General features: G+C 57.7%; 21 protein-coding genes and 5 pseudogenes. 11 read left to right on the top strand and 15 right to left on the bottom strand.

Annotation, left to right across the window (positions count from 1 at the left end; all coding sequences use genetic code 11):
* The 6 genes and pseudogenes from CDQ92_RS19485 to CDQ92_RS19460 all read left to right on the top strand — a co-directional run.
* Nucleotides 1–419: pseudogene (locus tag CDQ92_RS19485) on the top strand (IS21 family transposase); the annotation flags it as partial.
* Between the two features lie 10 nt (nucleotides 420–429).
* Nucleotides 430–1,167 carry an IS21-like element helper ATPase IstB gene (istB, locus tag CDQ92_RS19480; RefSeq protein WP_088443912.1) on the top strand — a complete coding sequence of 246 codons (738 nt, stop codon included), beginning with the start codon at nucleotides 430–432 and terminating at the stop codon, nucleotides 1,165–1,167.
* Nucleotides 1,168–1,312: 145 nt separating this feature from the next.
* Nucleotides 1,313–2,014 (top strand): annotated as a pseudogene (locus CDQ92_RS19475) (IS30 family transposase); the annotation flags it as partial.
* A 4-nt stretch (nucleotides 2,015–2,018) separates the two neighbouring features.
* Nucleotides 2,019–2,321, top strand: a pseudogene (locus tag CDQ92_RS19470) (integrase core domain-containing protein); the annotation flags it as partial.
* A gap of 34 nt (nucleotides 2,322–2,355) precedes the next feature.
* Nucleotides 2,356–2,535: pseudogene (locus tag CDQ92_RS19465) on the top strand (IS3 family transposase); the annotation flags it as partial.
* 34 nt (nucleotides 2,536–2,569) lie between these two features.
* Nucleotides 2,570–2,787, top strand: a pseudogene (locus tag CDQ92_RS19460) (ATP-binding protein); the annotation flags it as partial.
* A 285-nt stretch (nucleotides 2,788–3,072) separates the two neighbouring features.
* Here CDQ92_RS19460 and CDQ92_RS19455 read toward each other — a convergent pair.
* From CDQ92_RS19455 to CDQ92_RS19440, 4 genes are all read right to left on the bottom strand, one after another.
* Nucleotides 3,073–4,491 carry an MFS transporter gene (locus CDQ92_RS19455; RefSeq protein ID WP_268239235.1) on the bottom strand — a complete coding sequence of 473 codons (1,419 nt, stop codon included), beginning with the start codon at nucleotides 4,489–4,491 and terminating at the stop codon, nucleotides 3,073–3,075.
* Between the two features lie 302 nt (nucleotides 4,492–4,793).
* On the bottom strand, nucleotides 4,794–5,891 hold the full coding sequence (locus tag CDQ92_RS19450; RefSeq protein WP_088443908.1) for an NAD(P)-dependent alcohol dehydrogenase: 1,098 nt from the start codon (nucleotides 5,889–5,891) through the stop codon (nucleotides 4,794–4,796).
* 36 nt (nucleotides 5,892–5,927) lie between these two features.
* Nucleotides 5,928–6,452, bottom strand: a complete 525-nt coding sequence (locus CDQ92_RS19445; RefSeq protein WP_088443906.1) for an aromatic-ring-hydroxylating dioxygenase subunit beta — start codon at nucleotides 6,450–6,452, stop codon at nucleotides 5,928–5,930.
* A gap of 40 nt (nucleotides 6,453–6,492) precedes the next feature.
* Nucleotides 6,493–7,857 carry an aromatic ring-hydroxylating oxygenase subunit alpha gene (locus CDQ92_RS19440; protein ID WP_088443904.1) on the bottom strand — a complete coding sequence of 455 codons (1,365 nt, stop codon included), beginning with the start codon at nucleotides 7,855–7,857 and terminating at the stop codon, nucleotides 6,493–6,495.
* Between the two features lie 124 nt (nucleotides 7,858–7,981).
* Between CDQ92_RS19440 and CDQ92_RS19435 the strand changes: the two genes are divergently transcribed.
* The 5 genes from CDQ92_RS19435 (at nucleotide 7,982) to CDQ92_RS19415 (ending at nucleotide 12,959) form a co-directional block, all read left to right on the top strand.
* On the top strand, nucleotides 7,982–8,902 hold the full coding sequence (locus CDQ92_RS19435; RefSeq protein WP_088443902.1) for a DMT family transporter: 921 nt from the start codon (nucleotides 7,982–7,984) through the stop codon (nucleotides 8,900–8,902).
* A gap of 41 nt (nucleotides 8,903–8,943) precedes the next feature.
* Nucleotides 8,944–10,833 carry an AMP-binding protein gene (locus CDQ92_RS19430; protein ID WP_088443900.1) on the top strand — a complete coding sequence of 630 codons (1,890 nt, stop codon included), beginning with the start codon at nucleotides 8,944–8,946 and terminating at the stop codon, nucleotides 10,831–10,833.
* A 208-nt stretch (nucleotides 10,834–11,041) separates the two neighbouring features.
* Nucleotides 11,042–11,875: an IclR family transcriptional regulator gene (locus CDQ92_RS19425; protein WP_237246136.1), complete on the top strand. Its 834-nt coding sequence runs from the start codon at nucleotides 11,042–11,044 to the stop codon at nucleotides 11,873–11,875.
* Nucleotides 11,876–11,970: 95 nt separating this feature from the next.
* A complete protein-coding gene (locus CDQ92_RS19420; RefSeq protein WP_188682475.1) occupies nucleotides 11,971–12,366 on the top strand; it encodes an LLM class oxidoreductase in 396 nt (131 codons plus the stop codon).
* A 41-nt stretch (nucleotides 12,367–12,407) separates the two neighbouring features.
* Nucleotides 12,408–12,959: a TIGR02444 family protein gene (locus CDQ92_RS19415; RefSeq protein WP_229667641.1), complete on the top strand. Its 552-nt coding sequence runs from the start codon at nucleotides 12,408–12,410 to the stop codon at nucleotides 12,957–12,959.
* Here CDQ92_RS19415 and CDQ92_RS19410 read toward each other — a convergent pair.
* The 11 genes from CDQ92_RS19410 to CDQ92_RS19360 all read right to left on the bottom strand — a co-directional run bounded on the left by CDQ92_RS19410 (nucleotide 12,952) and on the right by CDQ92_RS19360 (nucleotide 25,543).
* Entirely contained in the window at nucleotides 12,952–13,308 is a 357-nt protein-coding gene (locus CDQ92_RS19410; protein ID WP_088443898.1) for a c-type cytochrome, read from the bottom strand. The genes CDQ92_RS19415 and CDQ92_RS19410 overlap by 8 nt on opposite strands.
* 32 nt (nucleotides 13,309–13,340) lie before the next feature.
* A complete protein-coding gene (locus CDQ92_RS19405; protein WP_088443896.1) occupies nucleotides 13,341–14,807 on the bottom strand; it encodes an FAD-binding oxidoreductase in 1,467 nt (488 codons plus the stop codon).
* A gap of 18 nt (nucleotides 14,808–14,825) precedes the next feature.
* Nucleotides 14,826–15,050 (bottom strand): non-oxidative hydroxyarylic acid decarboxylases subunit D, encoded by a 225-nt coding sequence (locus CDQ92_RS19400; protein ID WP_088443894.1) that lies wholly within the window; start codon nucleotides 15,048–15,050, stop codon nucleotides 14,826–14,828.
* Nucleotides 15,047–16,501 (bottom strand): non-oxidative hydroxyarylic acid decarboxylases subunit C, encoded by a 1,455-nt coding sequence (locus CDQ92_RS19395; RefSeq protein ID WP_072673796.1) that lies wholly within the window; start codon nucleotides 16,499–16,501, stop codon nucleotides 15,047–15,049. The genes CDQ92_RS19400 and CDQ92_RS19395 overlap by 4 nt, the downstream gene beginning before the upstream one ends.
* A 24-nt stretch (nucleotides 16,502–16,525) precedes the next feature.
* Nucleotides 16,526–17,971, bottom strand: coding sequence for an aldehyde dehydrogenase family protein (locus CDQ92_RS19390; protein WP_088443892.1), 1,446 nt, complete (start codon nucleotides 17,969–17,971; stop codon nucleotides 16,526–16,528).
* Between the two features lie 43 nt (nucleotides 17,972–18,014).
* A complete protein-coding gene (locus CDQ92_RS19385; RefSeq protein WP_088443890.1) occupies nucleotides 18,015–19,574 on the bottom strand; it encodes an FAD-binding oxidoreductase in 1,560 nt (519 codons plus the stop codon).
* Nucleotides 19,571–20,008 (bottom strand): hypothetical protein, encoded by a 438-nt coding sequence (locus tag CDQ92_RS19380; RefSeq protein WP_229667640.1) that lies wholly within the window; start codon nucleotides 20,006–20,008, stop codon nucleotides 19,571–19,573. Before CDQ92_RS19380 ends, CDQ92_RS19385 begins: the two co-directional genes overlap by 4 nt.
* A 131-nt stretch (nucleotides 20,009–20,139) precedes the next feature.
* A complete protein-coding gene (locus CDQ92_RS19375) occupies nucleotides 20,140–20,745 on the bottom strand; it encodes a UbiX family flavin prenyltransferase (RefSeq protein ID WP_272897564.1) in 606 nt (201 codons plus the stop codon).
* 149 nt (nucleotides 20,746–20,894) lie between these two features.
* Nucleotides 20,895–23,348, bottom strand: coding sequence for a TonB-dependent receptor (locus tag CDQ92_RS19370; protein ID WP_088443886.1), 2,454 nt, complete (start codon nucleotides 23,346–23,348; stop codon nucleotides 20,895–20,897).
* A 348-nt stretch (nucleotides 23,349–23,696) separates the two neighbouring features.
* On the bottom strand, nucleotides 23,697–24,284 hold the full coding sequence (locus tag CDQ92_RS19365; protein ID WP_088443884.1) for a 2-hydroxychromene-2-carboxylate isomerase: 588 nt from the start codon (nucleotides 24,282–24,284) through the stop codon (nucleotides 23,697–23,699).
* Complete coding sequence (locus tag CDQ92_RS19360; RefSeq protein ID WP_088443882.1) at nucleotides 24,281–25,543, bottom strand: aromatic ring-hydroxylating dioxygenase subunit alpha; 1,263 nt, start codon at nucleotides 25,541–25,543, stop codon at nucleotides 24,281–24,283. Before CDQ92_RS19360 ends, CDQ92_RS19365 begins: the two co-directional genes overlap by 4 nt.
* Nucleotides 25,544–25,547 lie beyond the last annotated feature (4 nt).

The following is a 25,547-nucleotide window of genomic DNA, read 5'->3' as shown; positions in this document are numbered from 1 at the left end:
GCGGCGAGCGGATCGCGGTTCACATGCGCGGCAGCGGCAATGGCCGGCATACGACCTTGCCCGAGCACATGCCGTCATCGCATCGCCGCTTTGCCGACTGGACGCTCGCGAAGATCCTGACCGAATCGGGACGGGTCGGACCTTGCGCGCAGCTTTTATGCGAAAAGATCCTCGAGGATCGCCCCCATCCCGAACAGGGCTTCCGCTCGTGCATGGGCATCCTCGGTCTAGAAAAGCACTTTGGCGCGCAGCGCCTCGAAGCTGCGGCGCTGCGCGCGCTCGAGATCGGCGCGCGCAATTACGGCTCGGTCAAGTCGATCCTCGAAAAGGGGCTCGATGGCCAACCGCTGCGGCCCCGGGACAGCGACCACCAGCCCATCGATCACGGCAACATCCGGGGTCCGGACTATTACAACTGAAGGAGAAGACATGCTTACCCATCCCACGCTCGATCAGCTTAATCACCTCGGTCTCTATGGCATGGCCAAGGCGTTCGGTGCCATGGCGACAAACGAAGATGCGCGAACGCTCAGCCATGCCGAATGGCTGGGCTTGATCCTCGACCATGAGCTGACCTGGCGTCAGGAAAAGCGGATGGCAGCGCGGCTACGCCACGCCAAACTGCGCCACCGCGCCGTACCCGAAGATATCGACTACCGGACACCGCGCGGGCTCGACCGGCGCTTTATGGAAACCCTTCTCAAGGGAGACTGGATCAAAGGTCACGACAATCTCGTCATCACCGGCCCGACCGGAACGGGCAAGAGCTGGTTGTCCTGTGCCATTGGGCACCAGGCCTGCCGCGACAATCTGTCGGTCCTCTACGTCCGGCTTGGCAAGCTGCTCGACGAGCTGAGCGTGGCGCGCGGCGATGGACGTATTGCGGTACGGCTGAAAAGCCTCGCGCGCATCGACCTGCTCATCCTCGACGACTGGGGCCTGGAGCCGCTCAACGCCAATGCCCGCCATCATCTGCTTGAGATACTTGAGGACCGGTACGGCAATCGATCCACCCTCGTCACCAGCCAGCTTCCCGTGACAAAATGGCACGAACTGATCGGCGACGCGACTTACGCCGACGCCATCCTGGATCGCCTCGTTCACAACGCCCACCGCGTCACTCTCGAAGGTGACTCGCTGCGACGCCCGCACCCACAGACTGCTTGACCAAAATACGAATACCGTGAAAGCAAATCACGTCGATGACGGCTCTGAGCCGTGCGCGGCATCAGATCGGAATCCCGCGCGGGATCAGATCGGAACGATGCGCGTGATCATGTCGGTATCCCTGCGCGGGATCGTCGGAATCCGCATCCAGGGTCGTGGGGCATTGCGTCGGGAACTCACCGCCTGCTTGCGCTCGGGGCGGGCTCTTCGCTTGCCGCGCGAGCGCGCCCGCAGTCGCGGAAAGGCGTTCCTCACTGAAGCCATCATGATCAGCGAGCGACCCGCGGATATCGAAGACAGGGCAGTCCCCGGACATTGGGAAGGCGATCTCATCCTCGGCCTCGGCAGTTCCGCGATTGGCACGCTCGTCGAACGCACCACGCGCTTCACCATGCTGCTGCATCTTCCGCGCATGGAGGGATATCGACCGGGAGAGACCGTCAAGAACGGGCCGCCCCTGGCCGGTCATGGTGCCGAAGCTGTTCGCAAGGCCATTACCGGGTCCATGGATAAACTTCCTGAGACCTTGCGCCAGTCGCTGACTTGGGATCAGGGCGCCGAGATGGCGCAGCACGCTCGCCTCCGCGTTGATAGCGGGCTGGAAATCTACTTCTGTGATCCCCAAAGTCCATGGCAGCGGGGCTCAAATGAGAATACCAACGGCTTGCTGCGGCAGTACTTCCCTAAGGGCACAGATCTGAGCCGGCATACCGCGGGCGAGCTCGATGCGGTTGCCCACGCCCTCAACACTCGGCCGCGCAAAACTCTCGGATGGAAGACACCTGCAGAAGCCCTCGACCAGTTTCTCGTCGGGCAGTATAAAGCCGGTGTTGCGACGACCGGTTGAATCCGCCCAATACCTGGCTATGAATTACACCCAGCGCCTGGCGGAAGCAAAGCTGGTGCCTTCTGTCGGCAGCGTCGGCGATTCCTATGACAACGCCTTGGCCGAAACCATCAATGGCCTCTACAAAGCCGAGGTCATATGGCGCCAACGGTCATGGCCGAGCGCATCGGCGGTCGAGATGGCGACCTTGAACTGGGTCGAATGGTTCAACAACCATCGCCTCTTCGGCCCCATCGGATACATCCCGCCCGCCGAGGCTGAGGCCAATTACTATGCAACCGTTGAGACCCTCGATATGGTCGCATGACTCAAACGAAACAGCCTCCAGAAAACCCGGGGCGCTTCAAAGCTTCTTCCACACCCTCAAGGTCGAACTTGTTCATCAGTGCCGATGGGCGACGCAAGCCGAAGCGCGGCAGGCCCTGTTCGGATACATCGAAGGCTACTACAACCGGCACCGCATGCACTCGGCGCTTGGGTACCTAACCCCCGAGCAAGCCGAGCAGAGCATGACCGGATAACCCAGCGTGTCCGCCGAACCGGGGGAAGATCAATCTGCCGTTCGCCCGCTCAGGCGGTCAGCTGCTGTCCATCTCGTCAGCAAGCTCTACGAGCAGACCAGCGTTATCATCACCACCAGCCTCGCGTTCGGGGAGTGGCCAACGGTGTTCGGCGATCCCAAGATGACCACCGCGCTCCTCGATCGCGTCACTCATCATTGCGATATCGTCGAGATCGACAATGACAGCTGGCGCTTCAAAAACCGCAGCTGATCACCCCCGCCGACCTCCGATTAAGAGATGCCTTGCGCTGCGCGCGCCTCCGGTCGCTCCGCCCTCCCTACGCCGCGCGCAGCGCAAGGGCGCGTGTCCGATCAACCTTGCGCCATCGTGAAAGGGGGTCCCGTTTGCACGCCGATTGACACCCTTCCGCCCGATCCGGGGTGGCCACCCCGGATCGGGCATCCCTTAATGCCTAAAACCAGCGGAAAAGTCATAAGACAAGACGACCCCATCAGTTCAAGGCGCGATAATCGAACGGTTGCAGGCGGCCAAGGGTCACTCAACAATAGTGGACCTGCTCCGACCTTTTCGCAACAGGGTCGCGCTTGCCACTCCTATCGCGATCAATGCGGCAGCCACAATTGGCGCGCCACTCTGTGCGCCAATTTTGCGGAATAATAATGCTGCCATCAAGGCACCGAGCGTCTGGCCGATCAACCGTGACAACGACAGCATTGCCGATGCAGCTCCCGAACGCGAGTGAGGCGCGGTTGCCAGCATGCTATGGTTGTTGGGAACCTGAAAAATTCCAAAACCGATACCGCAAACTGCCGCAGCCAAAACTATCAGAAAAGTTGAGACGCCCGGCTGCATTAATGAAAGCAAGATTGCTCCGCCTGCGAGTATAATTAGCCCCGCACCGCACAGCCAGGCTGATGAATAGCGATTAACCAGGCGACCGGATACGAACGCGGCGATCATGATACCAAGCGGCAAGGGGACCATGAGCAGGCCGATTGCGTCTGGTTCGAATTGAAACCGCTGCTGGAGAATGAAGGGAAATGACAATGTGATCAGTATCAACACGGCGTAGGCTGCTGCCGACATTATATAGGCTTTACGCAACGAACCGAGCTTCAGCAAATCCAGAGGCACCATCGAATCCGGGCGGGTGGAGGTGCGTTTTCCGAGGAGAAAAATGGCTGGGATCGCGATACAGACTTCAAGCAATGTCCAGCCTGAGACGGTATTCTGGGCAAAGTCGTTAAGAGCCAGGAAGATCGCGGCAAAACCCACGGCGGACAGTAGCGCCGAAGAGCGTTCAAAAGGCTGCCTAGCCGCGGCCGTCGAGGGAATTGCCCAAATTCCAATCACAAGTGAAAGCAGCCCAAACGGAAGGCCCACGGCAAAAACAGCATGCCAACTTGCTAATGACAAGACAAGTGCACCAACCGCCGGCCCTGCGGCCGAGGCGATCGAAACCGCTATGGTATTGTAGCCGATCCCACGAGGGATGAATTCGGGGGGGTAGATTGTCCGAACCAATGCCCCGCTGACCACCATTACTGCCGCCGCGCCAATTCCCTGGACGAAGCGCGATATAGCCAGAACGGGAAGGCTGGTGGCTAAGATACTGCCAGAGGCTGCAAGCATGAAAAGTAAGATTCCTGCCAGATAAACCTTCTTGTAGCCTAGAATTTGACTTGCCTTCGCCATTGGTAAAAGTGCGATCACGATGGCAATCTGGAAGGCATTTATGGCCCACACGGATCTTGCCGCGGTAACCCCCAGGCCGTTGGAAATGAATGGCAGGGCAACGCTGGCGATCGATACGTCCATTATGGTAAGAAATATGGCGCACCAAATTGAAAGTGCTGCCCAGAGACGCCGAGGTGCGGGAAGTCCAGTTATGGCTTGGGCTCCGTCCGGTCTACTTGGCGGTCGCCCTTGGGGCGTCCCATCTTTCGCAATCATGTCCGTGGTTCTTTTGGTTTTTCGTCCATCCTGTTGCATTCCCAACTCAATATGGCGGTCCCCGCTCCGTCAGCCGTAAAGTAGGAAGGAATCGGCACGGTCTGCTCCCTTTCCCGTCAGGATTTATGGCACACCTGAAGAAATAGACCTGCGGTTTTCGCACAAGGCACTCAGGGCGAAGGACAGGTGGTTTTCCTGTCCTTCGCCCTTTCAGGTGCCTGCCAGATGATCGGCTTCTCTCGGGTCTTTTGGAGCAGCGTTCTAACTGGGGTTAAGCCGATCAGAGAGCACCCGTTGCCGCATTACATCTTGAGAATGGCCTTAATAGCGTTACCCGACACTTCGGTGTCTTCGACTGCCTGATTAATCTGATCGAAATCGTAGAACGTGCAGAGCCGTTCGAACGGGAACAGACCGGCTTCGTGCATGGCAATCAATTCAGGGATGAAGACCTGCGGAGTGCTGGAACCTTCAACTACCCCTCGTAATTTACGGCCGAAAAGCATGTTGTTCATGTCTAGCGAGAATTCGGTGCCCAACTTTGCCCCGCCAACCACGGCAGTTTCACCCATGGTATGGGTACTGTCGACCGCGCTACGCAAAACTTGCGGAATTGCTGTGGTATCGATCGCATAGTCCACACCGCTACCGGTCAGGGCGATGATAGCTTCTTGGGCATTTGTAGTGTTGGCATCAATAATGTCGGTCGCACCAAGTTCACGGGCCAGTTCGAGACGCGTGAGGTTGCGATCAACCGCTATAATCCTGAGACAACCAGATGCCTTTGCGGCCATCAGCGCGCTGAGGCCAACCGAGCCGACGCCGAAGATCGCGATCGACGAACCGGGGGCAGGCTGGAGTGCATTGAGGACGGCACCCGCGCCGGTCTGAATTCCGCAGCCAAGCGGGCCGAGAAGCTCAATCGGTGCGGAATCCGCTACCTTGACGCAATTATTTTCCGTTGCGATCGAGTAGGTAGCGAACGAAGACTGTCCGAAGAAGCACGCATTCACCTCTTCTCCGTTGCGCCTGATCGGGGTCGATCCATCGAGCCTTCGGCCCATGAAATTGAGCGGGAAGAGGCTGGGGCAATAGGCCTGATGACCCTTCATGCATGAAGGGCAGGTTCCGCAATAGCTGAAAGACAGCACTACCTTGTCGCCAGGTTTCACTGTGGTGACGCTACGCCCGATATTTTCCACAATGCCCGAGCCTTCATGGCCGAGCACGGCGGGAAGAGGGGTGGGGTAATACTGGTCGCGGACGGTAAGATCGGTGTGGCACATCCCGGCCGCCACAATCTTGACGAGAACCTCGTCGTCGCGCGGTTCTTCGATATCGACGTTATCTAGGACAAATTGTCCGCCTTGGTTTTCAATGATCGCTGCATAAGCTTGCATGCTCAGTCTCCCTTTTCTGCGCTGTAAGGGGCGCGCCTAACAGAAAAAATACAGGTTTTTGTCTTGTGTTACCCTGGCGTCGAGAATCAGTTTGCGTCGGAACACCTTGAAGCCATCGCCGACCTGGCGCAGCTTATCCTCGCGCCCCAGCGTGTGTACGGTCATTTCGAGTTGGCGGCGATTGCGATAGATGGCCAGGTTCGAAAAGACGTCGAACTCGCCATCGCCTGCATGGAAAGCTTCGACGTTGCTGACAAAATACCGGATTTTCGAGGGCGGATCTTCCATCCATACGGTGCCGGAATAGAGCCGCTCTACGCGTTGCTTGAGTTCGCCGTAATCGTCATTATAAATTGCAGCATCGTCGGGTGTCGGGTCGGGGCGACGGTCGCGGATCAAGCGTTGTTCATAAATCGGCATCCAGTAATGGATGTCTTCGTCGACCATTTCCGTTAACCACTCCCGGTATTGCCCGTTCTGCAGCAGCCGGACTTCGGCACGATAATGCATTTCGATCGCGGATTGGACATCCAATCCCGCTAAGGTCTGTTTTACCGACATAAAATCTCCGGCATTCGGTACGATTGAAAAAAGTTTGCGATTACTCGGCTGCGTCGATTTTGTCGCTCCAGTAATCACGATTGGTGAAAATCGAATCCCAGGTGTCGTCGTTTGCTTTCACCGTTTTCCAATCGGGCGCATCCAGCATTTCCTTCCAGAATCGATAGAAGCCGCGATGGGATGTTTCGCCGATGAAGCTGGATCCAACAATCCCCGGAAAAATCGGGTGCGGACCTTCGAAGCCGACACCCATGCTGGAGTCGATCCGGCCGTCGCGAGTGATGGTTCCGCGGTTGACATGGGTGGCCGATGACATGTTCTCGCCATCGTCGCTTTCCAGCGTTCCGGCGGTGCCGAAACTGCGGCTGGCTTCGCGCTGGATGCTGTTTTTCGTTTCAGCGTCGGCGTCACGTGGGACCATCGTGTAGGTCCATACTTCAATTTCGTGCGGTCCACGCGGATGCCAGACCTTAAACGTATTGGTACCGTAAAGGAACGAGCAACTCGGGAAGATCGAGCAGTTCCAGTGACCAACATAAAGTTCCTCACGCTCCGGTCCGAACTTCCGACCTACTTCAGCGCGGGTGTCGGCAAGGTATTTTGCCCAACCATCGCGCTTGACGTGTATCGCCGCGGCGGCGTTGTTGATCACTCCGAAGCCGTGCCCATGCCGGGTCGTGAACTGGTAGCCGAGATCTTCGAAGGGAATGTCCGCCCGGTTCCCTGCCAGACCGGCAAGTTCGCCGCCGATTCCGAGCAGGGCGCCAGCGTGGGTCCAGCCGACATGGTAGCCATCGCCGACGAAATTCTCGGTCGGGACTTTCCAATTGCAGGCGAGAATGCTTTTCATCGGCGGACCCAGCAGCTCCAGCCCGCCCCCGGCACCCTCCCAGATGGTATCCAGATACCAGCGAAATTCGCCCAGATATTCTTCCAGGCCTGGAGCGTCAGCATCGCCGCAGCCGAAAATGAAGCCTTTGTACGTCTCCACCCGGACGTGCTTGGCACCGAGCTGTTCCTTATCGAGCTGCCCATGGTAGCACCGTGTTTCAAGCGGAACATCAACGAGGCTGCCATCCTGGCCGAACACCCAGCCGTGGTAGTTGCAGACGAACGCCTTGGCATTGCCGCTGTCGGCGTGACAAATCTGGTTGCCCCGGTGCGTACACGAATTGATGAATGCCCGAAATGAGCCATCTTGCTGATGCGACAGGATGACTTTGTCTTCGGCCATATAGGTGGTGATGAAATCGCCGGGCTTGGGAAGGAGCGACTCGTGGCCCAGAAACAGCCACGAGCGAGCAAAAATACGCTCCAGTTCAAGATCGTAGACATCCTTGTCCCAGAAAATCTCGCGCGACTGATTCGCCTCGACATTGTCGACAAGGGTTGGGATTCTAGGCATACTTCTCTCCGTACAGCTCTCTTGGCTTGAACCTGTCAAGTTCAGGCACTATAGGCAATGCGATGCACTATATGCAAAAAATTGGGCTTGCGCAAGCGCAGTTCAGCTTGGTTGAATCTTGGTTTTGAGCACACTTGTCCGTCGTTTCTCGGCTTGGCGAGAGGTGCGGGCGGCGGTCTGGAGCTCGCCGACCCTGTTGCTTTGCCTGGCATCCTTCTTCTGGGCCTTGAACCCGATCGTTGGCCGGGCAGCGCGCGACTTGATCTCCCCCCTGTCACTTGCATTCTGGAGATGGGTGGTTGCTTTCCTGTTCGTGCTTCCTTTCGCCTGGCGACATATCAAGAACGATAGGCAGACCCTGCGCGAGTCATGGCCGGGGCTTGTGCTGCTCGGTTTTTTTGGTGTCGGGCTGTTCAGTTATCTCGTCTATTCGGCGCTACAGTATACTACCGCAACCAACAGTCTGATGTTGCAAGCTATCATGCCGATCATGACGATGGTGATACCTGCGGTTGTGTTTGGGGAGCGGTTGCGTCCACTTCTTGCTCTCGGCGCCGGGCTATCGTTTGCGGGGGTCGTGTGGATCGTCACTAAAGGGCACCCGTTTGCCCTGCAACTGAGCGCCCTCAACCGCGGGGATTTGCTCGCCGTAACAGCTGTATTCCTTTATTCGGCCTACGCCACCTTCCTGCGCAAGGCGCCGGCCGTGCATCACCTCACCTTGCTCGCCATCCTTTTTGCGATCGGCGCAGCATCGCTGGCAATACCCTACTTCACCATGCTGGCCAGCAAGGGCCTGTCGTTGCCGCCGGCCGAAGTGGTGGCTGCCGTTCTGTATGTCGGGATATTTCCCTCGCTTGCCGCCTATGGCCTGTTCAACCGTTCTGTAGTGCTGATCGGCTCGGTTCGCGCAGGGGTTTACATGAACTTGCCGACGGTGTTCGGGGTCGGACTCGCCATACCGCTCCTTGGTGAATATCTATCTTCATATCATTTTGTGGGCGCGATCATGATCATCGCCGCGATCGCCATTTCACGTCGATAGCCCCGCGACCCTTCGAATACGTACTCAGGACGCTTGAAGCCATGACCAAAAAACAACACGATCAGTCCTATGTCGATGCGTTTCGTCACGCTGCGGAAAACCCTGAAGGCTTCTGGGCGAACGCCGCGCAGGCGATCGAATGGTTTTCCGAGCCCCGGCTGACCTATGACGAAGACAAGGGCTGGTTTTCCGATGGGATTCTCAACACCTGCCACAATTGCCTGGACAGGCATGTCTTGGCCGGTCGCGGCGACGCAGTTGCACTGACCTACGACAGCCCCGCTGCGGGAGCCTTTCGCAGCTTCACCTATTCACAACTGCTGGACGATACGGGACGGGTAGCGGCGATGCTTGCCAGCCTGGGTGTGTCGAAGGGGGACCGGGTCGTCATCTTCATGCCGATGGTGCCCGAGACGGCCTTCGCCATGCTGGCTTGCGCGCGTCTGGGCGCGATCCATTCGGTGGTTTTCGGCGGCTTCGCCGCACCGGAACTAGCCAAGCGGATTGATGATGCGAAACCCAAAGTGATCCTGACCGCCTCGTGCGGGATCGAAGGGGCGAGGGTCATTGCCTACAAACCTTTGGTCGATGAGGCGGTCGAACTTTCGTTGCTCGGTGTTGAACATGTCGTCCTTCTGCAGCGCGAGCGCTTGGCGGCCGACCTTGGTCACGAGCGGGATATTGACTGGCAGGAACTGCGCAACCGCACCGCAAGCGATGCAATGCCAGCCTGTGTGCCGCTCGCTTCGTGGGAACCGCTCTATATCCTGTACACCTCGGGAACTACCGGAATTCCCAAGGGTGTCGTGCGCGACAATGGAGGCCATGCTGTTGCGCTTTCGTGGTCCATGGAGAATATCTATGGCATTGGTGCGGATGACGCTTTCTGGGCGGCATCGGACGTTGGTTGGGTCGTTGGCCACAGTTACATCGTCTATGGGCCGTTGCTGGTGGGAGGAACCACGGTTCTATTCGAGGGGAAACCGGTTGGCACGCCCGATGCCGGCACTTTCTGGCGGACGATTACACGCAACAAGGTCAAGACCTTCTTCACCGCCCCCACTGCGATCCGGGCGATCCGCAAGGAAGATCCCCAAGCAAGATTCCTGAAAGAGATCGGCACGGGCGACTGCCGCGTCATCTTCCTCGCAGGTGAACGAGCGGACCCCGCAACCATTGACTGGCTTGAGCGGGAAAGCGGGCTGCCGGTGATTGATCACTGGTGGCAGACCGAGCTGGGCTGGCCTGCCATCGCCTCATGTTTCGCGATGGGCGATTTGCGGCGCAAACCAGGCAGCGCGGGGTTAGCAGTGCCCGGTTACAAATTTGCAATTCTGCGCGACGATGGCAACGCGGTAGACGAAGGCGAAAGCGGCAACGTTGTCATTCGAAGGCCCCTGCCGCCTGGTGCCTTCCGGACGCTGTGGAACAACGAGGCTGATTTTGCGAAAAACTTCGCCAGTTTCCCCGGCTATTACGAAACGGGCGACTCCGGCCATCGCGACAAGAGCGGCTATCTCTATATCATGGGCCGGACAGACGACATCATCAACGTCGCAGGCCACCGTCTCTCGACCGGGCAGATCGAAGAGATTATTGCTGGTCTTGCGGATGTCAACGAATGTGCGGTGGTCGGCGCGAAAGACCCTGTCAAGGGCATGGCACCGGTCGCGTTCATAACCGCACAGTCTGGGGCAGCGGATAAAGGCGCGATTGCCGGACTTGCAATCTCGGCTGTGCGCGCTGAACTGGGTGCCGTCGCGGCGTTAAAGACTGCCTATGTGGTTGATCAATTGCCGAAGACCCGATCGGGAAAGATCCTCCGCAATCTTCTGCGCAAAATCGTTGATCGCGAACCTTTCAGTGTGCCGCCAACGATCGATGACCCGGCCATACCCAAAGCTATCGCCGCGCAGTTAGATGAACATTGATCCTCAGCTAGACCAGTCTCGAAAGTCACTATCGACCATACGCACCGAAGACCTCCGCGCGACAATCCGGCTCAAGGAGTTTGTGCAAGCAGATGAATCCACTACGCTTCGCTGATCATCTTTTCAGACGAACCCGTGCACCGAATTTTGCTCGACACCGATCTACATTTGAGGGAAAGCGTCTGCGACTCGCTCATCATCACCATATTTGGCAAACTGGAAAATCATGGACCACGATATGAAGAAAATTGGTGAAAAATTTGAAAATGGGCTCAAAGAAGACAATGATAAAAGAAAATCCATTCAATCAGTTGAAATAGGGGTGCGAGTTTTACTGGCTTTAGTGGAGACCGGAGGAGGTGAAGGAGCCTTTCTCCGCGAAGTGGCAGACCATTCAGGGCTGTCCCGCAGCCAAGCCCACCGGTATTTGCTTTCCTTTGTGAATACCGGGGTGGCCGAACAGGACGAAAGGAGCGGACGGTATTATTTGGGGGGGCTCACCGTCCGTCTTGGCTTGGCGGCAATGGCACGCCTGGACACCGTGCGCATAGCCGCGGAGCATTTGGAAGATCTTTTGGCAGAAATGAAAACTACTGGCTTGCTTTCAGTGTGGGGCGATTACGGCCCAACTGTCATTCGCTGGATCGATGGTGGAATACCGCTGTTTACATCTCTGCACACGGGATCGGTCTTGCCATTGCAGACATCGTCGACCGGGATCCTCTTTCTGGCGCATTGCCCTCCTGAACAGACCAGGGAACGGGTCGAACGCGAGCGTGCTGAGGGTATTGTCGTCGATGACCTCGAACTTGCCGCACAAATTGAGGAGGCTGGGCGGGTGGGTTTCGCCAGGACTTACGGAACTGTCGTACCGGGACTATCGGCGACGTCGGTGCCAGTCCTGGATTCTCAAGATCGCTTGGTCGCGACAATGAGTGTTTTGGCTCGTGCAGAACAAAAGGCGTTTTTCAGCAAGGCCAAGATCGAACGGATAATTGATGTAGCGCGCAGTGCAAGCAGGGCCATCGGTTGGCAGGGTTAGGGCCGATACCAAAGCAATCACACTGTCAGGGTGAGAAGTAAAATTGTTGAGGGCGTCTGGTCCATTACGAAAGCGGCATTCAATCGCGGTGTGGCATGCTTGGGTTCGACGTGTCGGGCTTTGATCCCGATGGCCTGTTCCCGGCAATCCCCGTAACCAACGCCAGCAAGACTGCGCCCGAAAAGGTTATCGAAGATGCCCGGGCGCACAATCCGACGATTCGCCAGCTCGCCGCAAAGGCCGGCAGCTATGCGGGGCTTGCCTTTGTCGGCACGCCGGCGTCGATCGCCGACGAAATGGAAATTTGGCTGGAGGAGCGTGGGTCAGACGGGTTCGTCGTCATGTTCCCCTATCTTTCGGAAGGACTGAACGACTTTGTCGATATCGTCGTGCCCGAATTGCAGCGCAGGGGCATTTCCCGAAAGGAATACGAAGGTACGACATTGCGCCACCTTTTCGGACTTCCACAGCCCGAAAATCGCTTCTTCTAATTCCGCTTGTCCGCCAGCGGACGGGCAACGTAGGATGAAGGTTGATCACGGCAATGAGGAAGATGACAAGCAAGGACGCTGCTGACGAATTCTGGCAATTTTCGCTGGAAGTCTATGCAAGACCGCAAGTTGCTGACCCGTGCTTGGATCTGCAGGACGAGCATGGTTTCGACGTCAACATTTTATTATTATGTCTATGGCTGGCGCAAGGCGAGGGCAGGGCTCTCAGCCAATCTGAGATCGGCGACCTGCTGGGTGGTGTTGCTGCATTGAACGAAAACATGGTCTGGCCGGTGCGCGGTGCGCGGCGGTGGGCCAAGTCGTGGCTTCAGCAGGCACCGGACCTGCAAGCGGTAGCTGCGAGAGACAAGCTTTACACCAGCCTGAAGGCGAGCGAACTTCAGATGGAGCGCCAGATCCAGATCGAACTGGTCCGATGTCTTGCCTATGATGGCCAGCAACAGGGCCAACCACTGGACTTGTCCGCACAATCCGCCGCGCGATTGAGCCTGGAGGCTTATCGCGCGGCAATTGCGGCTCCGGAAGATACTGCCGCGCTGCTGACGCGGTTGGCCCTCAAGGCCCTTATTTAACCGGCATCGCCGGTGTCGTCACGGGCGGTTCTGCGCTCATGATGTGAGCGTAAATCTCATCGATCTCTGCGTCGCTCAGCTCAGTTGGGCGGAATGGCGGCATTTCGATAAGCCCCTGACGCACGATCGTGCGCAAATATTCCCGATCAAGGTCGTCTCTGCCGAACAGCGATGCCACCGGTCGTCCTGCTTGTTCAAGCAGCATGGTTCCAGGGTGACCCGGGCCGGGATCATGGCATCCCGCGCACATCAAAGCGTAATTTTCTGCGCCGTCGGGTTTTTCGACCGTCTGGTCGCTGTCGCAGGCGCTCAATATGACAAGCAGCGAAAGGGCGATCAGTTTTTTCATTATGCCTCTAACTCGATTGATTGCAGGGCAGATCAGGCGGACGCGAACAGCGCAGTTGGGTCAAGGGCCTTTTTGACCCTCGCGTGGAGTGTCGAAAGTCCGCCCGAAGCGAATGTCTGGTCGACCGTGGCGCGCAGGCCCGGTTCGGTGAATACTTGCCCGAATCCGGCCTCCGCCTGTGCCTCGATCAAGGCTTCGGCGCAGGCGCGAGCGCGCGCTGCGCTGCGCTGGTCCGACCCAGTGCTCGGGAGGAACTGGCGGTGGTTGGCTGAACGCCATATGGCGACAGCTTCACTGACCATATCGAAACCATGCTCTGCGCAGGTATCGCGTGAAAGCTCGTAGAGACGCATCGCGTCTTCACCATCGACCGGGCTGACCGGGTTGACCGTCAGCGCCTGGTTACCGCTCCACTGTGCGATTGCTGCCGGAGGGCTGGCCACAGCCCCTGTCATAGTCCCCATTCGCCATGACCAGAGCCGGGGATCGACGCCACGACCGTCTGCGATGACTTTCGCCCCGGGGACCGATCCGAAGGCGCCGTTGACCAGATCCCACAGGATCGGGACGTTGTCTGGCAGACCATAGAGCGAACCGTAGAGATTCCAGTAACCCAAACCCATCGCCTTACCAGCCGCTTTGACCGCGCTGGCCGCCATCGGGCCCTTGCCGCCGTAGTCGTTGCGCTTCTTGCCGAGCAAGGCGGCTTCGTGAAGCGCATTGCTTACGGCAACGCCATTTGCCACAACCATGTTCAGTTTGAGGGGGCCGAGCACATCGAGCAGCGGAGCCAGCCCGTCCTCGTTTTCCACGGTAACCATGAACGTCTTGAAAGCAGGCGGTTCCGGCATCAGCCACGTGCCGACCTTGGTTGGCACGGCGAAATCGGATTGTGAGAACAGTCCGTCGACCCACGGGCCGTACCCGAACTTGAACAATTGCCAGCAGGTGCTTTTGGGCATGGCGCCCATGCCGGTGCGGACCAGCCTGCCATCGGCGAGCATAACCTCAAGGCCGCATTGCATCAGACTATGATCTGAATAGGGTGTGTAGCCCGCGCTCCGTTCCACGAAGCTGGCGGCCACGCTCGCATCGGGTTTGCCGGGGAAATCCACCCAAAGCTTGATATTTTTGCTTTTGATATAAGCATCGAGCTCGCGGAAGGTGACGCCGGGTTCGACCAGGCAGTAAGCCAGTTCCTCGTTCACCTCGAGGACCTGGTTCATGCGCTGCAAATCGAGCACGATAACCTTGTCCAGCCCGGTTTTCTCAAGACCATGCGCGCCATTACAAACAGGCTGCAATACCCCGCCAGCGCCTTTCGCCGCACTTAGCGCAACTGCCAGCTGCGCTTCATTTGCGGGCAGGACAACACCGACCGGAATGGCGAGGGGTGTGGCGTAGCGGGCCAGCGCAGCGGGCGATTGGTCGACCGCTCCGGCGCCCAGAGCTGCTTCAATTGCTGTCAGTGCAGCCGCCTGGCGAGCCTGATCTATCATCCTTGTTTCCTCATTTGCCTATTGCTGAAGTATTTTGGGATAGCGATCGAGATTTCCCGCATCGACGGCGAAGTCTGCCGAGCGGACCCCGGCCCCGATGGTGCTGGCCGGTTCGCTGTCACGCCATGAAAAGCAGCAAGTCACGCAGCGATAGATCGTCCAGACAACGGTGTTGTCCTCGCGCCCCTGATAGTCTTCGATTGCGCCTGTACTTGAACAGCGCGGACAGAGCCTCTCGCTCATTTTGCAACTCCTTGCTGAAGTAACCGAATTGCCTTGCTCAACGCATCAATGTCCGGGCCGGTCGGTGGACTTACGAGATGCGCCTCGCCGATGGGATCGGGCCGCAGGTAGCTTGTCGCGTCAATGATCAGCCGGTGGCCCTTGCCTGGCACGACCGCAGACGGGTCGATCGGCACGGCAGGCATATTTGGGAGCACGATTATATCGTCGGCGCGGGTACGCGTCGACAGCGCCCACATCACCTGGTTGAGGTCGAAGGGGTCGACATCGGCATCGACCATGATCAGGTTCTTGAGATACATCACGCCGTGCGGCGTGCTCAGCGCACGCAGAGCAACGGTCTTGGCGAAGCCGGCCATCCGGTTTTTGACCGAGATGATCCCGGTCAAACCGTGTTGGTAGAGCGCGTTGACAGCCGTGACTTCGGGAAAGTCCTTGCGCAACTGGGCATATATAGGCGCGGAGGTGTGCAACCCGATCAGCGTGTCGTGTTCGGTCCAGCCACGGCCGATGTAGATATTCTCGAAGATCGGATCTCGGCGATGCGATACCGCCGTAACCTTGAAAATCGGTGCCTTGCGGACCCCGCTGTAAGAACCGGGGAATTCGCCGAAGGGACCTTCCAGCACACGCTCGCCCAGCTGCATTTCCGCTTCGATCACGATCTCGCTGTCGGCGAGAATATCGACACCATTGCCAGATTTGGTAAGTCTGATCGGCGCGCCCATCATCGCCGAGGCGTAGGCGTACTCGGATTCCTCGTAACCGATCGGCGTGGCGGCGAAGACCGCAAGTCCCGGGTGGTTGCCGAGCATGACCGCGATCTTCAGCGGCAGGCCGTTGCGTTCGGCCGCCATGATCTGCCGACCCATGTCGTGCGACGGAATGGTCATCAGGCTGAAGCTATCCGGGCCTTGTACTTGCAGCCGGTAGATGCCGACATTCTGCTTGCCGAAATTATCGGGATCTTCGGGATCGCGTGACGCGACCGAAGCCTTGCCCATGAAGAACCCGCCGTCGTATTCGTTGATGCGATAAACCGGGAGGATGTCGTAAAGATTGATTCCGCTTTCGACCCGGCACTCATGGACCGGAGCCTGGCCTTCGGGAACGTAACTGATCTGTGCCTCGGCATCGCCCCAGCGACCGGCGATCTCGAAGAACAGCTCGCGGATTGTCGTGCCCTTGGGCCGGCCCAGCAGCAACGCGATATTGTCCCATGAACCGTGGACGCCGACCACGGTACGCTTGCCGGGATAGCCGGCGATGTTGTCGAACAAGATCGCGGGCGCACCATTGGCATCGCGCGAAGCCGCGACCGCGACATTGCGCAGGTCGGGTTCCGGCAGCACCCGTTCGCTCCAGGTGATCGCCTGGCCTTCGCCTTCAAGAAGTTCAAGAAAGTCCCGCAACGAGGAAATGCCGCGCGCTTTATTGGCCAAGTCGTTCATATTCGGTTCCTAACGCGAGCGGGATTAGTGACCACTGGGATTGGCCGTGGCGGACTGGATCGTAACCCATTTCCACTCGGTCATGATCTCGAGGTCGGCTTCGGTGCCCTCGCGTCCGAAGCCGGAAGCCTTGGTCCCCCCGAACGGTACGTGCGGCTCGTCATGGAGGGTCGGGGCGTTGATATGGACCATCCCGCTTTCGGCCTCGTGAGCAAAGCGCAAGGCCTTGTCGAGATCACGGGTGAAGATCGAGGCGGATAGGCCGTACTCGGTATCGTTCGCCAGTTCGATCGCCTCTTCGAGCGTGTCGAACGGATAGAGCGAGGTGACCGGCCCGAAGGTTTCTTCGTAGTAGACAGTCATGTCGGCAGTAACGCCGCGCAGCACCGTCGCGGAGCAGTAGTTGCCAGTCCACTCCGCACCGGCCAGCACTTCGGCACCTTTTGCGCGGGCATCATCGACGTGGCTGCGCACCCGATCGCGTTGGCGTTCGGAGATGATGGGGCCAAGCATGGTGGTGGGTTCACGCAAGTCGCCCATCTTGGCTTTGGAAGCTGCGGCGGCGAAGGCCTTCGCAAAATCATCAAAAATGGAGCGTTCGACATAGATGCGCGACGCGCCCATGCAGACTTGGCCCTGGAACATGAAAATGCTGAAGAGTGCCGCTCCAACCGCTTTTTCCAGGTCGGCATCGGCGCAGACGATCAGCGGGCTCTTGCCGCCAAGCTCAAGCGTATATTTCTTGAGGTTCCTGGCTGCGATCCCGGCAATGTGCTTGCCGACGCGCGAGGAGCCAGTGAAAGTAATCGCAGCGACATTGGCATGACCGGTGAGCGCATCGCCGATTTCGGCACCATTGCCGTAGACGATGTTGAACAGGCCATCAGGAACGCCCGCCTCACGCCACAGATCTGCGAGCAAGTCAGCTAGGCGCGGTGCGGCTTCGGAGGGGAGCAGAACGAAGGCGTTGCCGGTTGCAAGCGCCATGGCGGACTGCTTGATCCCTTTGATCAGCGGAACATTGAACGGCGTTATGCCGGCAACGACACCCACCGGCTGGCGCAGGCTCATGCTGAAGCGGCCCGGTGTGTCCGAAGGAATGGTTTCGCCGCGGACCCGGCGCGGAACCCCGGCGGCAGCACGCAGGAACCCGATCGCGAACCGGGTCTCGAAGCCTGCTTTGGCAACCGGCGAGCCGACCTCATCGATCAGCACTTCCTGGAACTTGGCGACGTCGCGTTCCATGATCTCCGCCGCCTTGAACATCCAGCCCTCACGAACTGCGGCAGGTAGGTTGCGGTGCATGCAGAATGCTGCCACGCCAGCCTCAACCGCGCGGTTGACATCATCGGCTGTGCCTGCAGCGGCCCTTGCGTAGACACTGTCATCGACTGGATTGAGGTCGTCGAAATAGGCGCCACTGCCTGGCGCTACCCGGGCTCCGCCTATCCAGTGGTCTATATTCTTCATACTTCTTCGATCCTTGACTTAGGGGTCCAAGCTGCCGTTTCGCTCACGATGTTTCTCGCATCGCTTTGGGCCAGATGCCCTGCTTGCCCGGTGAAAGAATGCCGTTGGGGTCCATCACATCTTTGATGCGGTGGTGTAGGTCCCACAATGCGCCATCGTTGTGCTTATAGGTTTTGGCAATCTGGTCCATGAAGGCGAGGTGGGTGCGGTATTCGCCGAACCCAATTTCTGCCGCCTCATCGACCAACAGACCGAAGAGATCGTAGGCTCTAGTGCGCATCGCCTCGTCGGCCCGGTCATACATGATCATCAGGATGTGATGCATGTCACGCCAACCGACAAGGAACTCCCCTATATAGTCAAAACCGTATTCGTGGCAGCGCCGCTTTATCATGTTGTACTGTGCGAGCGCTTCCGCTCCGCTTGGCGCTGAGATCGGCGAGAAATTGACGTGCCCGCCACCACCTATCCAGTTCATAATGCTGAATTCGGTCATATTCGGCTCGCCGCGCATCAGCCGCACGCGGTAATCCCAGGCAGGGTCATTCTCCCGGTCGAGGTACAGCTTCGCGCCGGGGATGCTCATCAAGGCTTCCTCGACGATCTTCCAGTTGTTCTCGATAATAGGGGGTGGTCCGTAGAGCGCACCGTAGTAGTTCCACATCCCCAGCTTGAGGTCCGAGGCGATCCGCGTGCGGGCCGACTGCGGGAGCGGGCCCTTGCCATCGAAGTAATGGCGACGTGTGACCTTCGCAGATGCTTCCCACAGTAGATCGACTGCCACGGCGGCGTTCGGGATGATCTGGTTGACCTTCAGCGGCCGGGTGATCTCGAAGATCGCCTCGAGATCTTCCTCGCGTTCGTAGGTTATCATGAACGGCTTGTAGCCGGGAGGCTCTGGCATCAGCCAGATGCCCATCTTCGTGACCACACCAAAATTAGACTGGGTAAACATGCCGTCGAACTGCGGACCGGCGGCGTGCTTGGTCACCTGCCAGTGTTTCGATCCCGCGAGTGCTCCCTGGCCGGTCCGTACCACTTCGCCGTCGGCCAGCACCACTTCCATTCCGCACTGCATGATGAAATGGTCGCCATAAGGGGTGTAGCCTGCACCATGTTCTAGCGCATTGCCCATCACGCCGCCCCATGCTGGCGCTGCGGGATCGATCCAGAGCTTGCTGCCGATCGCGCGCAGATGCCGGTAAAGCTGCATGTACGAAACACCGGGCTCGACAAGAGCATACCCGTATTTCTCGTTGACTTCGATAATCCGGTTCATCCGCCGGAGGTCGAGCATGACGTAGCCGGACTTGCGGGGGGCGGGACCACCATAGGCGAAATTGCGCCCCGTACCGATTGTCCAGATGGGTATTTTATAGGCGTTGGCGATCTTGAGGGTCTTTTGAATCTGTTCGACGCCGTCAGGAGCAACGGCCGCTGAAGGCAGAAATTCACCATCGGCGAGGGGGGAATAAGCGTCCCTATAGCTCGACAGCGGCTGTTCATCGACGTACACGCGGTCTTTTCCGACGACTCCTGCAAACTCGTCGAGCGCATTGGAGAAATCGGCTGCGGCAACCCCTTGCGGACCAATGCTGCTCACGATTGATGCCCTTCAAATTCATAAACCCATGACACCAGCATACCAGGACTGCTGGCAAGTAACGCGCAGGCCCCGGAAGTGCAGGCGTTTGAGACTTGAGGTGATCTGTTTCCAATGGCGCTCTGCAACTGGTGAGCAATCGCCACCGGCCAGGCGTGTGTCGTGTTCCCAATCAGGCGTGCGCCTCCTTCGATCCGATGGCGCCATCTGCCATTGGTATAGTGATGCTGCCAGAAATGCCGCGAATGGGCGCCGCGTTCGCCCAGCAGCTGCCCTGCGATCATCGCGGCGGGGTCAGATGTCATCCCGATGATCGTCCCGGTGGTTGCTTCAAGTTCGTGCAGCAAGCCATTGAGCGATTGGTCGATGCGGATCACTTCACCTGCAAAGCCGCTGTCGATCAGAGCGGCAGCGAACTGGCGGCTTTCAGGCACGCCACTTTCCTCAACCAGGGTGACAGTGCGGCCCCTGCCCGGTTTCGACCGCGCAAGGGTCCCCAGCCCCACGGCAGCAGTGCCGAGCGCTCCGGCTCCCAAAACATCCCTTCGCGTTAGCTTCCAAGCCATCATGCCTGCCTTTCGATTTTCTTGAGCGGCAATGCCGGATCGGGGTTTTCGCCAGTCAATCCCTGCCAGCGATCCTCCAGGTTGTTATGAAGTCCGAATTGATCGAGCACCCGCATGCAGCTGTGATCGATGATGTCGTTGATGTCGTGTGGGCGATTGTAAAACGCCGGAACTGGGGGGAAAATCACCGCGCCCATTTCGGTGCACGCAGTCATGTTGCGGAGGTGCGCCAGATTGAGCGGCGTTTCGCGCGTCATCAGAACCAGCTTGCGCCGCTCCTTGAGCATGACGTCCCCCGCGCGTGTGATCAGATTATCGGATAGTCCATTGGCGACTGCAGCTAATGTCCGCATGGAGCATGGCGCGATCACCATGCCCTCGCATAGGAACGAACCACTCGCGATGCTTGCCCCTACATTGCGGCTGTTGTGCACGACGTTTGCAGCATCCTCGAATTGCCGCCGCCCATCGTCAAGTTCTTCGCGGATGTTGAGCAAGGCGGCCTGCGACATGACCAGATGGGTTTCCCAGCCACCTTGGTCTTTCAGCATTGTCAGCAGACGCAACCCGTAGATCGCACCGGTTGCTCCGGTTATGGCAACCACGATCCGTTTCACGAGCGAATAGCCACCACTACGGTTGGTTCTGAAATTTCAACGAATAGACAAGATGCACTTATCATCAATCTGTCACCCTTCCTCTTCGTCTGAGACAATAGGGGGCGGCAAGTGAAGCCGCCCCCTGATCGTAAGTTTCAATATTCATAACCGATCTTGAGGAACCATTCCCGTGGGCGGGAATATGTCGCCAATGCAACGCCGCCAACATCCCGATCGACATACCCGCCTTGGATGTACCGTTCGTCAGTCAGATTGGTGACGCCTGCGGTGATCGTGATTTGATCTCCGGGGATGGTGTACGAAGCGTTCGCGCCAAACACGCTGTAAGCGGGTTGGTACAGTTGCGGGCTGTTCACAGCATCCTTGAAAGTACCGCTCTGATGGTACCAATCACCACGGATTACCAGCTTGCCACTTTCATTGTCGAATGCAGTCGCGTTTGCTGCAATGGTTCCTGTCCACTCAGGCACGAAAGCGAACTTGGAGTCGACTGTAACAGGAAACGCGCTCGGATCCACCGTGCGATAGCTGGCATCCAGGTACCCTACGCCATAGTCAATCCTCAGCCAATCGGTCGGGGCAGCCTGTCCCTCGATTTCAAAGCCCTTGATCCGTCCTTCACCACCGTTGCGAACCTTGGGGGCAATCCCCTCGTTGACGACTATCTGAATATCGGAATAATCAGACTGGAACACCGCCAGATTCAGCCGCACGCGGCGATCGAACAACTCGGTCTTGAGGCCGATTTCGTAGGACTCGACGAATTCAGGTGTGAAGGCCGGGGTTACCAGTTCGCCCGGGAAGATACGCTGGCTGAAGCCACCGTTCTTGAAGCCCTTCGAATAAGAGGCATAGCCCATGACATCATCGCTGAACATGTAGTTTGCCGATACCGCCGGGGTCCATTCCTTGGCCTTGGCGGAAACCTCCACCGCCGGGAGAGTGTGGTTCCCGCCCGGATTGGTTGCCGAGGGAACGCAGGACGGGTCAGGGAACCCATTGGGCAGGAGCTGCGGCGCATCCTGCCCGGTGATGCAGCGAGCAAACTGAATGAACACACCATCGGGATAGTCCGGAAGTACGCCGGCCGTAAAATCGCGGGTAATGACCTGCGCCGAAGGATCGAAGCGCTTTGTTTCGTCAGTGTAGCGAATGCCAGGTGTTATCGACAGACGATCCGTAACTTCAAAAGTAGCCTGCAAGAAGGCGGCGTAGCTGTCGTTGTTGATCTTGCCGCCGCTGAAAAAATTGGCGAAGCCGAACCGCAATGGCTCGATATCCTCACCTTTTTCTTTCAGGTAAAAACCTCCTAAGGTAAATTTAACCCTGTCATCGAGTATGCTTCCGACCAGCTGAAGTTCCTGCGATGCCTGCCACAGGTCGATATTGTTGGTGAGCTGCAACACCTCGAAGGGGGTCGCGTCAAAGTCGAATTCGATGGTTGATTTCTGGTTGCGATACGCGCTGATCGACTTGAGGGTTACATTGCCCAAGTCATATTCCATCGTCAGGTTAGCCCCCCACAAATCGAAATCGGATTGGTTGGGCCCGCCGGCCCACGTAGTATCGATGTCACCGGTAACCCAGCGAGAGGAGACACAGTTGGGATTATCGACGGGTGCAAGTTCGCCGGGAGCACCGCACTGACCGGCCCCGCCGCCAAGCTTGTTGTATCCAAAATTTGAACTGGGGAAAGCGAAGGTCCCGTTTGGCGTGGTGACGATCTGCAACAGATCGGGCGAATCCCGGTTCTCGACAAGAGTGCTTGCTGCGGTCGCTTCGCGTCGGATGTTAATGTCGCCTGCCAGGGTCGCGGTGAAAACATCGCTGGGTTCCCATTTGAAGGCTACGCGTCCCGCGAAACTGTCCTTGTCGCCCTGCCGGTCACCGTCAACCAGCCGAAGCTGGTAGCCGTCGCGCGTTTCATAGGATGCGACCGCTCGCATAGCGAGCGTGTCGCTGACGGGGATATTAACGATGCCCTTGATGTCGGCCCGGTTGAACCGACCCGTGGCGGCTTCGAGCTTGAGTTCAAATTCGTCGGAAGGCTCCCGGCTGTTGACAATGATCGCGCCGCCAATGGTGTTTTTGCCGAAAAGCGTTCCCTGGGGGCCACGAAGGATCTGTACACTTCCGATATCGGCCATGTCGAGCAGTCCGCCAACCGATCGAGATACGTAAACGCCATCAACATAGATGCCCACGCCAGGGTCAACAGTGATATTGAAATCGGTCTGGCCAACGCCTCGGATAAAAGCTGTGAGCGAGGCGCTTGATCCGGAGATATTCCCAACCGGTTGGATATTCACGTTCGGCGCGTAGGAAGCAACCTGCGCGACGTTGGCGATCTGTCGGTTCTCAATCATGTCCCCACTCATCGCGGTAATTGCGATCGGGGTTTCCTGCGCATTTTCTTCGCGTTTGCGTGCGGTCACCACAATTTCATCGAGGCCGCCACTGCTCTGCGCAACAGATGCTTCGTCAGTTGCCGCATCCTGCCCCCAAACGGGGGCGGATGACACGACCAAAGCTAAACCGCTGCTAGCCAGGAGCAATGTTCTGTTAACTTTGCAATTATTTTTATTCATTTCTCTCTCCCTTTAAATAATTCTCTTTTTGTAAATACTAAGTGTCTGTGAGGAATTCATTCAGAAAATCTCAATGTCTTTTAACAGAGGTTATGCTGGCATGGGCTCTCATGCGGCCACACTTCGCTGCCAAATGTCGGGCAAAAGAATTCTTGAAATTGTTAAGGAAATATTGGTTCGTTGCACTCAACACCTTCTCTCCGAAAGCAGTTATTACGACGATACATATGTGTAGCTTTGCATCGCGCGCAGCCAGACGCCATGCTGTCGAGACCGACGATATTTCTGGCCCTACACCTCTGACGCTCCCAACCGTATTAATCTTTTGCAAATTTAATACTTTGCAGCTTAAGCAAGAAGATAACTCTCAAGAAAATCGAGGCGATCGTTGCCCCAGAATATTTGCTCATCTACAAACATCATCGGCGCGCCGAATACGCCCCGCTGGTAGGCTTGCGTACGCGCCTTGCGATATTCGCCATGGCCCGCGGGTGACGCGACGAATTCACACAGTGCATCGGCATCGAGGCCAACGTCTTCGGCACAGCCGCGCAACTCATTCTGATCGCGCGGATCGATCCCGAGCCCCCAGATTCGGCGGAAGGCGGCACTAACAAATGCTTCGGCCCGGCCTTGGCTGCGGGCGTAGAGCGCTGCACAGTTCCAATCCGCGCAGGCGAAGCTCGCGGGAAACGCCAAAGGCACCCCGTACTTGGCCGCCCAGCGCTCCAGATCGGCCATCAGGACCTTTATCTTGGGAGCAACTTCGCGGTTGGACGGACCATAGTTGCCAGCGGCAATCTTTGCCTCGGGAATGTCGATCGGCCAATATTCGATCTTGCAGCTAGTTCGGCGGGCTAAGTCCGGCAATTTCACCTGCGCCAAGTAGCTGAACGGACTGATGAAATCGAAATAGAAATCAATAGTTTTGGTCATGACATGGTTCCATAACCCACTAACTTTTCGTAGTTTTCCCAGAATCCCACAATTGAGCCCTCGGTGACCAGGTGATCTGCATTCTCCGCACGGCCTCCGCCCATGGCGATGTACGATTTTGCTTCCATTTCGCCGATGATGGCCCTCTGGACGATTTCGACAGCTTCACCATCTTCCATGGAGATCAACCCAGCCGGACCGATCAGGTTGGTTTGTTTTTGCCGGATAGCCTGCATTTCTGCATCATCATCAGCGTAGCCAAAATGAGTCCAGACGAGCTCGAAGGCATCAGGCCCCTTGGTTACGATCTGGCGCACCGCTAGGGTGTTCTGAATCTGCTGGAGCACCAGGTTCGGGAACACGGCTAGGATAACGAGGGTTATGCCGTCATCGAATTCCTGCCGGCCTTTAAGGAGCGACATGTCCTGCAGCTTGAACTCAGTGTCAAAGGTGCGGGAATCCCCATAGGCCTGCTTATCCGCGGCATCGTCGTTGCTAGCAGCGATCGAATAAAGCAGCGAATGACGCTTGCTTGCGTCCATCACGCTTTTGCCCGTCTGTGTCGAACGGTACAGTCCGAACGTGTTGTGGAACAGGTGGAGTAGGCTCGCGTGATATGGGTCGCGCGTGTTTTCGGCGTATAGCTTCCAGTTGCCGTGCACATGCTGGCGCTGGTCGCCCAGCACCTTGATAGGCTTGCACATGATGCGCTCGATGTGCTCGATCACGATCGGCCCCAAAAAGTCGCGAAGCGGCTCAACGGTTTCAGAGAAACTGGCGAAAACCAGGCCGCCAATGCTTTCCGCACGGAGCTTTCTCAGGCCGTGCTGCTTCATGTCGAAGTCACCGGGCATACCGCCCTGACCCCTGAGGCCACGGCGGAATGGGACTCCAATCAGATTGCCTTCCAAATCATAGGCCCACTGATGGTATATGCATTCCAGATTGGGGCGGTTGCCGCGCACTTCGCGGCAAACCAGTGCACCGCGGTGCGCGCAACGATTGACCACGGCATGCACTTTACCATCAATGGCACGGGTCACTATGACCGGGGTCTCACCGACGAAAGTCGACTTGAAGTCTCCTGGTTCGCCCACTTCAGCTTCCAGGGCAACGAAAGACCAGGTTTCCCCCTGGAAGATGTTCTCCTGCTCTCGCCGATAAAATTCCGGATCGGTGAATACGCGATAGGGCACACGGTACCCCGCGACCTTCGATGCATCAGAATTTTGACTAACCCTAAGCGCCGTTTCTGTCATAAGT

Source organism: Sphingopyxis bauzanensis, from assembly GCF_002205675.1.
Classification (GTDB): domain Bacteria; phylum Pseudomonadota; class Alphaproteobacteria; order Sphingomonadales; family Sphingomonadaceae; genus Sphingopyxis; species Sphingopyxis bauzanensis.
This window is presented reverse-complemented; position numbering and strand designations above follow the sequence as displayed.

Coding starts and splice junctions, on each gene's coding strand:
- istB (WP_088443912.1), top strand. CDS start 430: ATGCTTACCCATCCCACGCTCGATCAGCTTAATCACCTCGGTCTCTAT.
- CDQ92_RS19440 (WP_088443904.1), bottom strand. CDS start 7,857: ATGCCTAGAATCCCAACCCTTGTCGACAATGTCGAGGCGAATCAGTCG.
- CDQ92_RS19430 (WP_088443900.1), top strand. CDS start 8,944: ATGACCAAAAAACAACACGATCAGTCCTATGTCGATGCGTTTCGTCAC.
- CDQ92_RS19370 (WP_088443886.1), bottom strand. CDS start 23,348: ATGAATAAAAATAATTGCAAAGTTAACAGAACATTGCTCCTGGCTAGC.
- CDQ92_RS19455 (WP_268239235.1), bottom strand. CDS start 4,491: ATGATTGCGAAAGATGGGACGCCCCAAGGGCGACCGCCAAGTAGACCG.
- CDQ92_RS19410 (WP_088443898.1), bottom strand. CDS start 13,308: ATGAAAAAACTGATCGCCCTTTCGCTGCTTGTCATATTGAGCGCCTGC.
- CDQ92_RS19445 (WP_088443906.1), bottom strand. CDS start 6,452: ATGTCGGTAAAACAGACCTTAGCGGGATTGGATGTCCAATCCGCGATC.
- CDQ92_RS19450 (WP_088443908.1), bottom strand. CDS start 5,891: ATGCAAGCTTATGCAGCGATCATTGAAAACCAAGGCGGACAATTTGTC.
- CDQ92_RS19400 (WP_088443894.1), bottom strand. CDS start 15,050: ATGAGCGAGAGGCTCTGTCCGCGCTGTTCAAGTACAGGCGCAATCGAA.
- CDQ92_RS19365 (WP_088443884.1), bottom strand. CDS start 24,284: ATGACCAAAACTATTGATTTCTATTTCGATTTCATCAGTCCGTTCAGC.
- CDQ92_RS19395 (WP_072673796.1), bottom strand. CDS start 16,501: ATGAACGACTTGGCCAATAAAGCGCGCGGCATTTCCTCGTTGCGGGAC.
- CDQ92_RS19390 (WP_088443892.1), bottom strand. CDS start 17,971: ATGAAGAATATAGACCACTGGATAGGCGGAGCCCGGGTAGCGCCAGGC.
- CDQ92_RS19360 (WP_088443882.1), bottom strand. CDS start 25,543: ATGACAGAAACGGCGCTTAGGGTTAGTCAAAATTCTGATGCATCGAAG.
- CDQ92_RS19405 (WP_088443896.1), bottom strand. CDS start 14,807: ATGATAGATCAGGCTCGCCAGGCGGCTGCACTGACAGCAATTGAAGCA.
- CDQ92_RS19420 (WP_188682475.1), top strand. CDS start 11,971: ATGCTTGGGTTCGACGTGTCGGGCTTTGATCCCGATGGCCTGTTCCCG.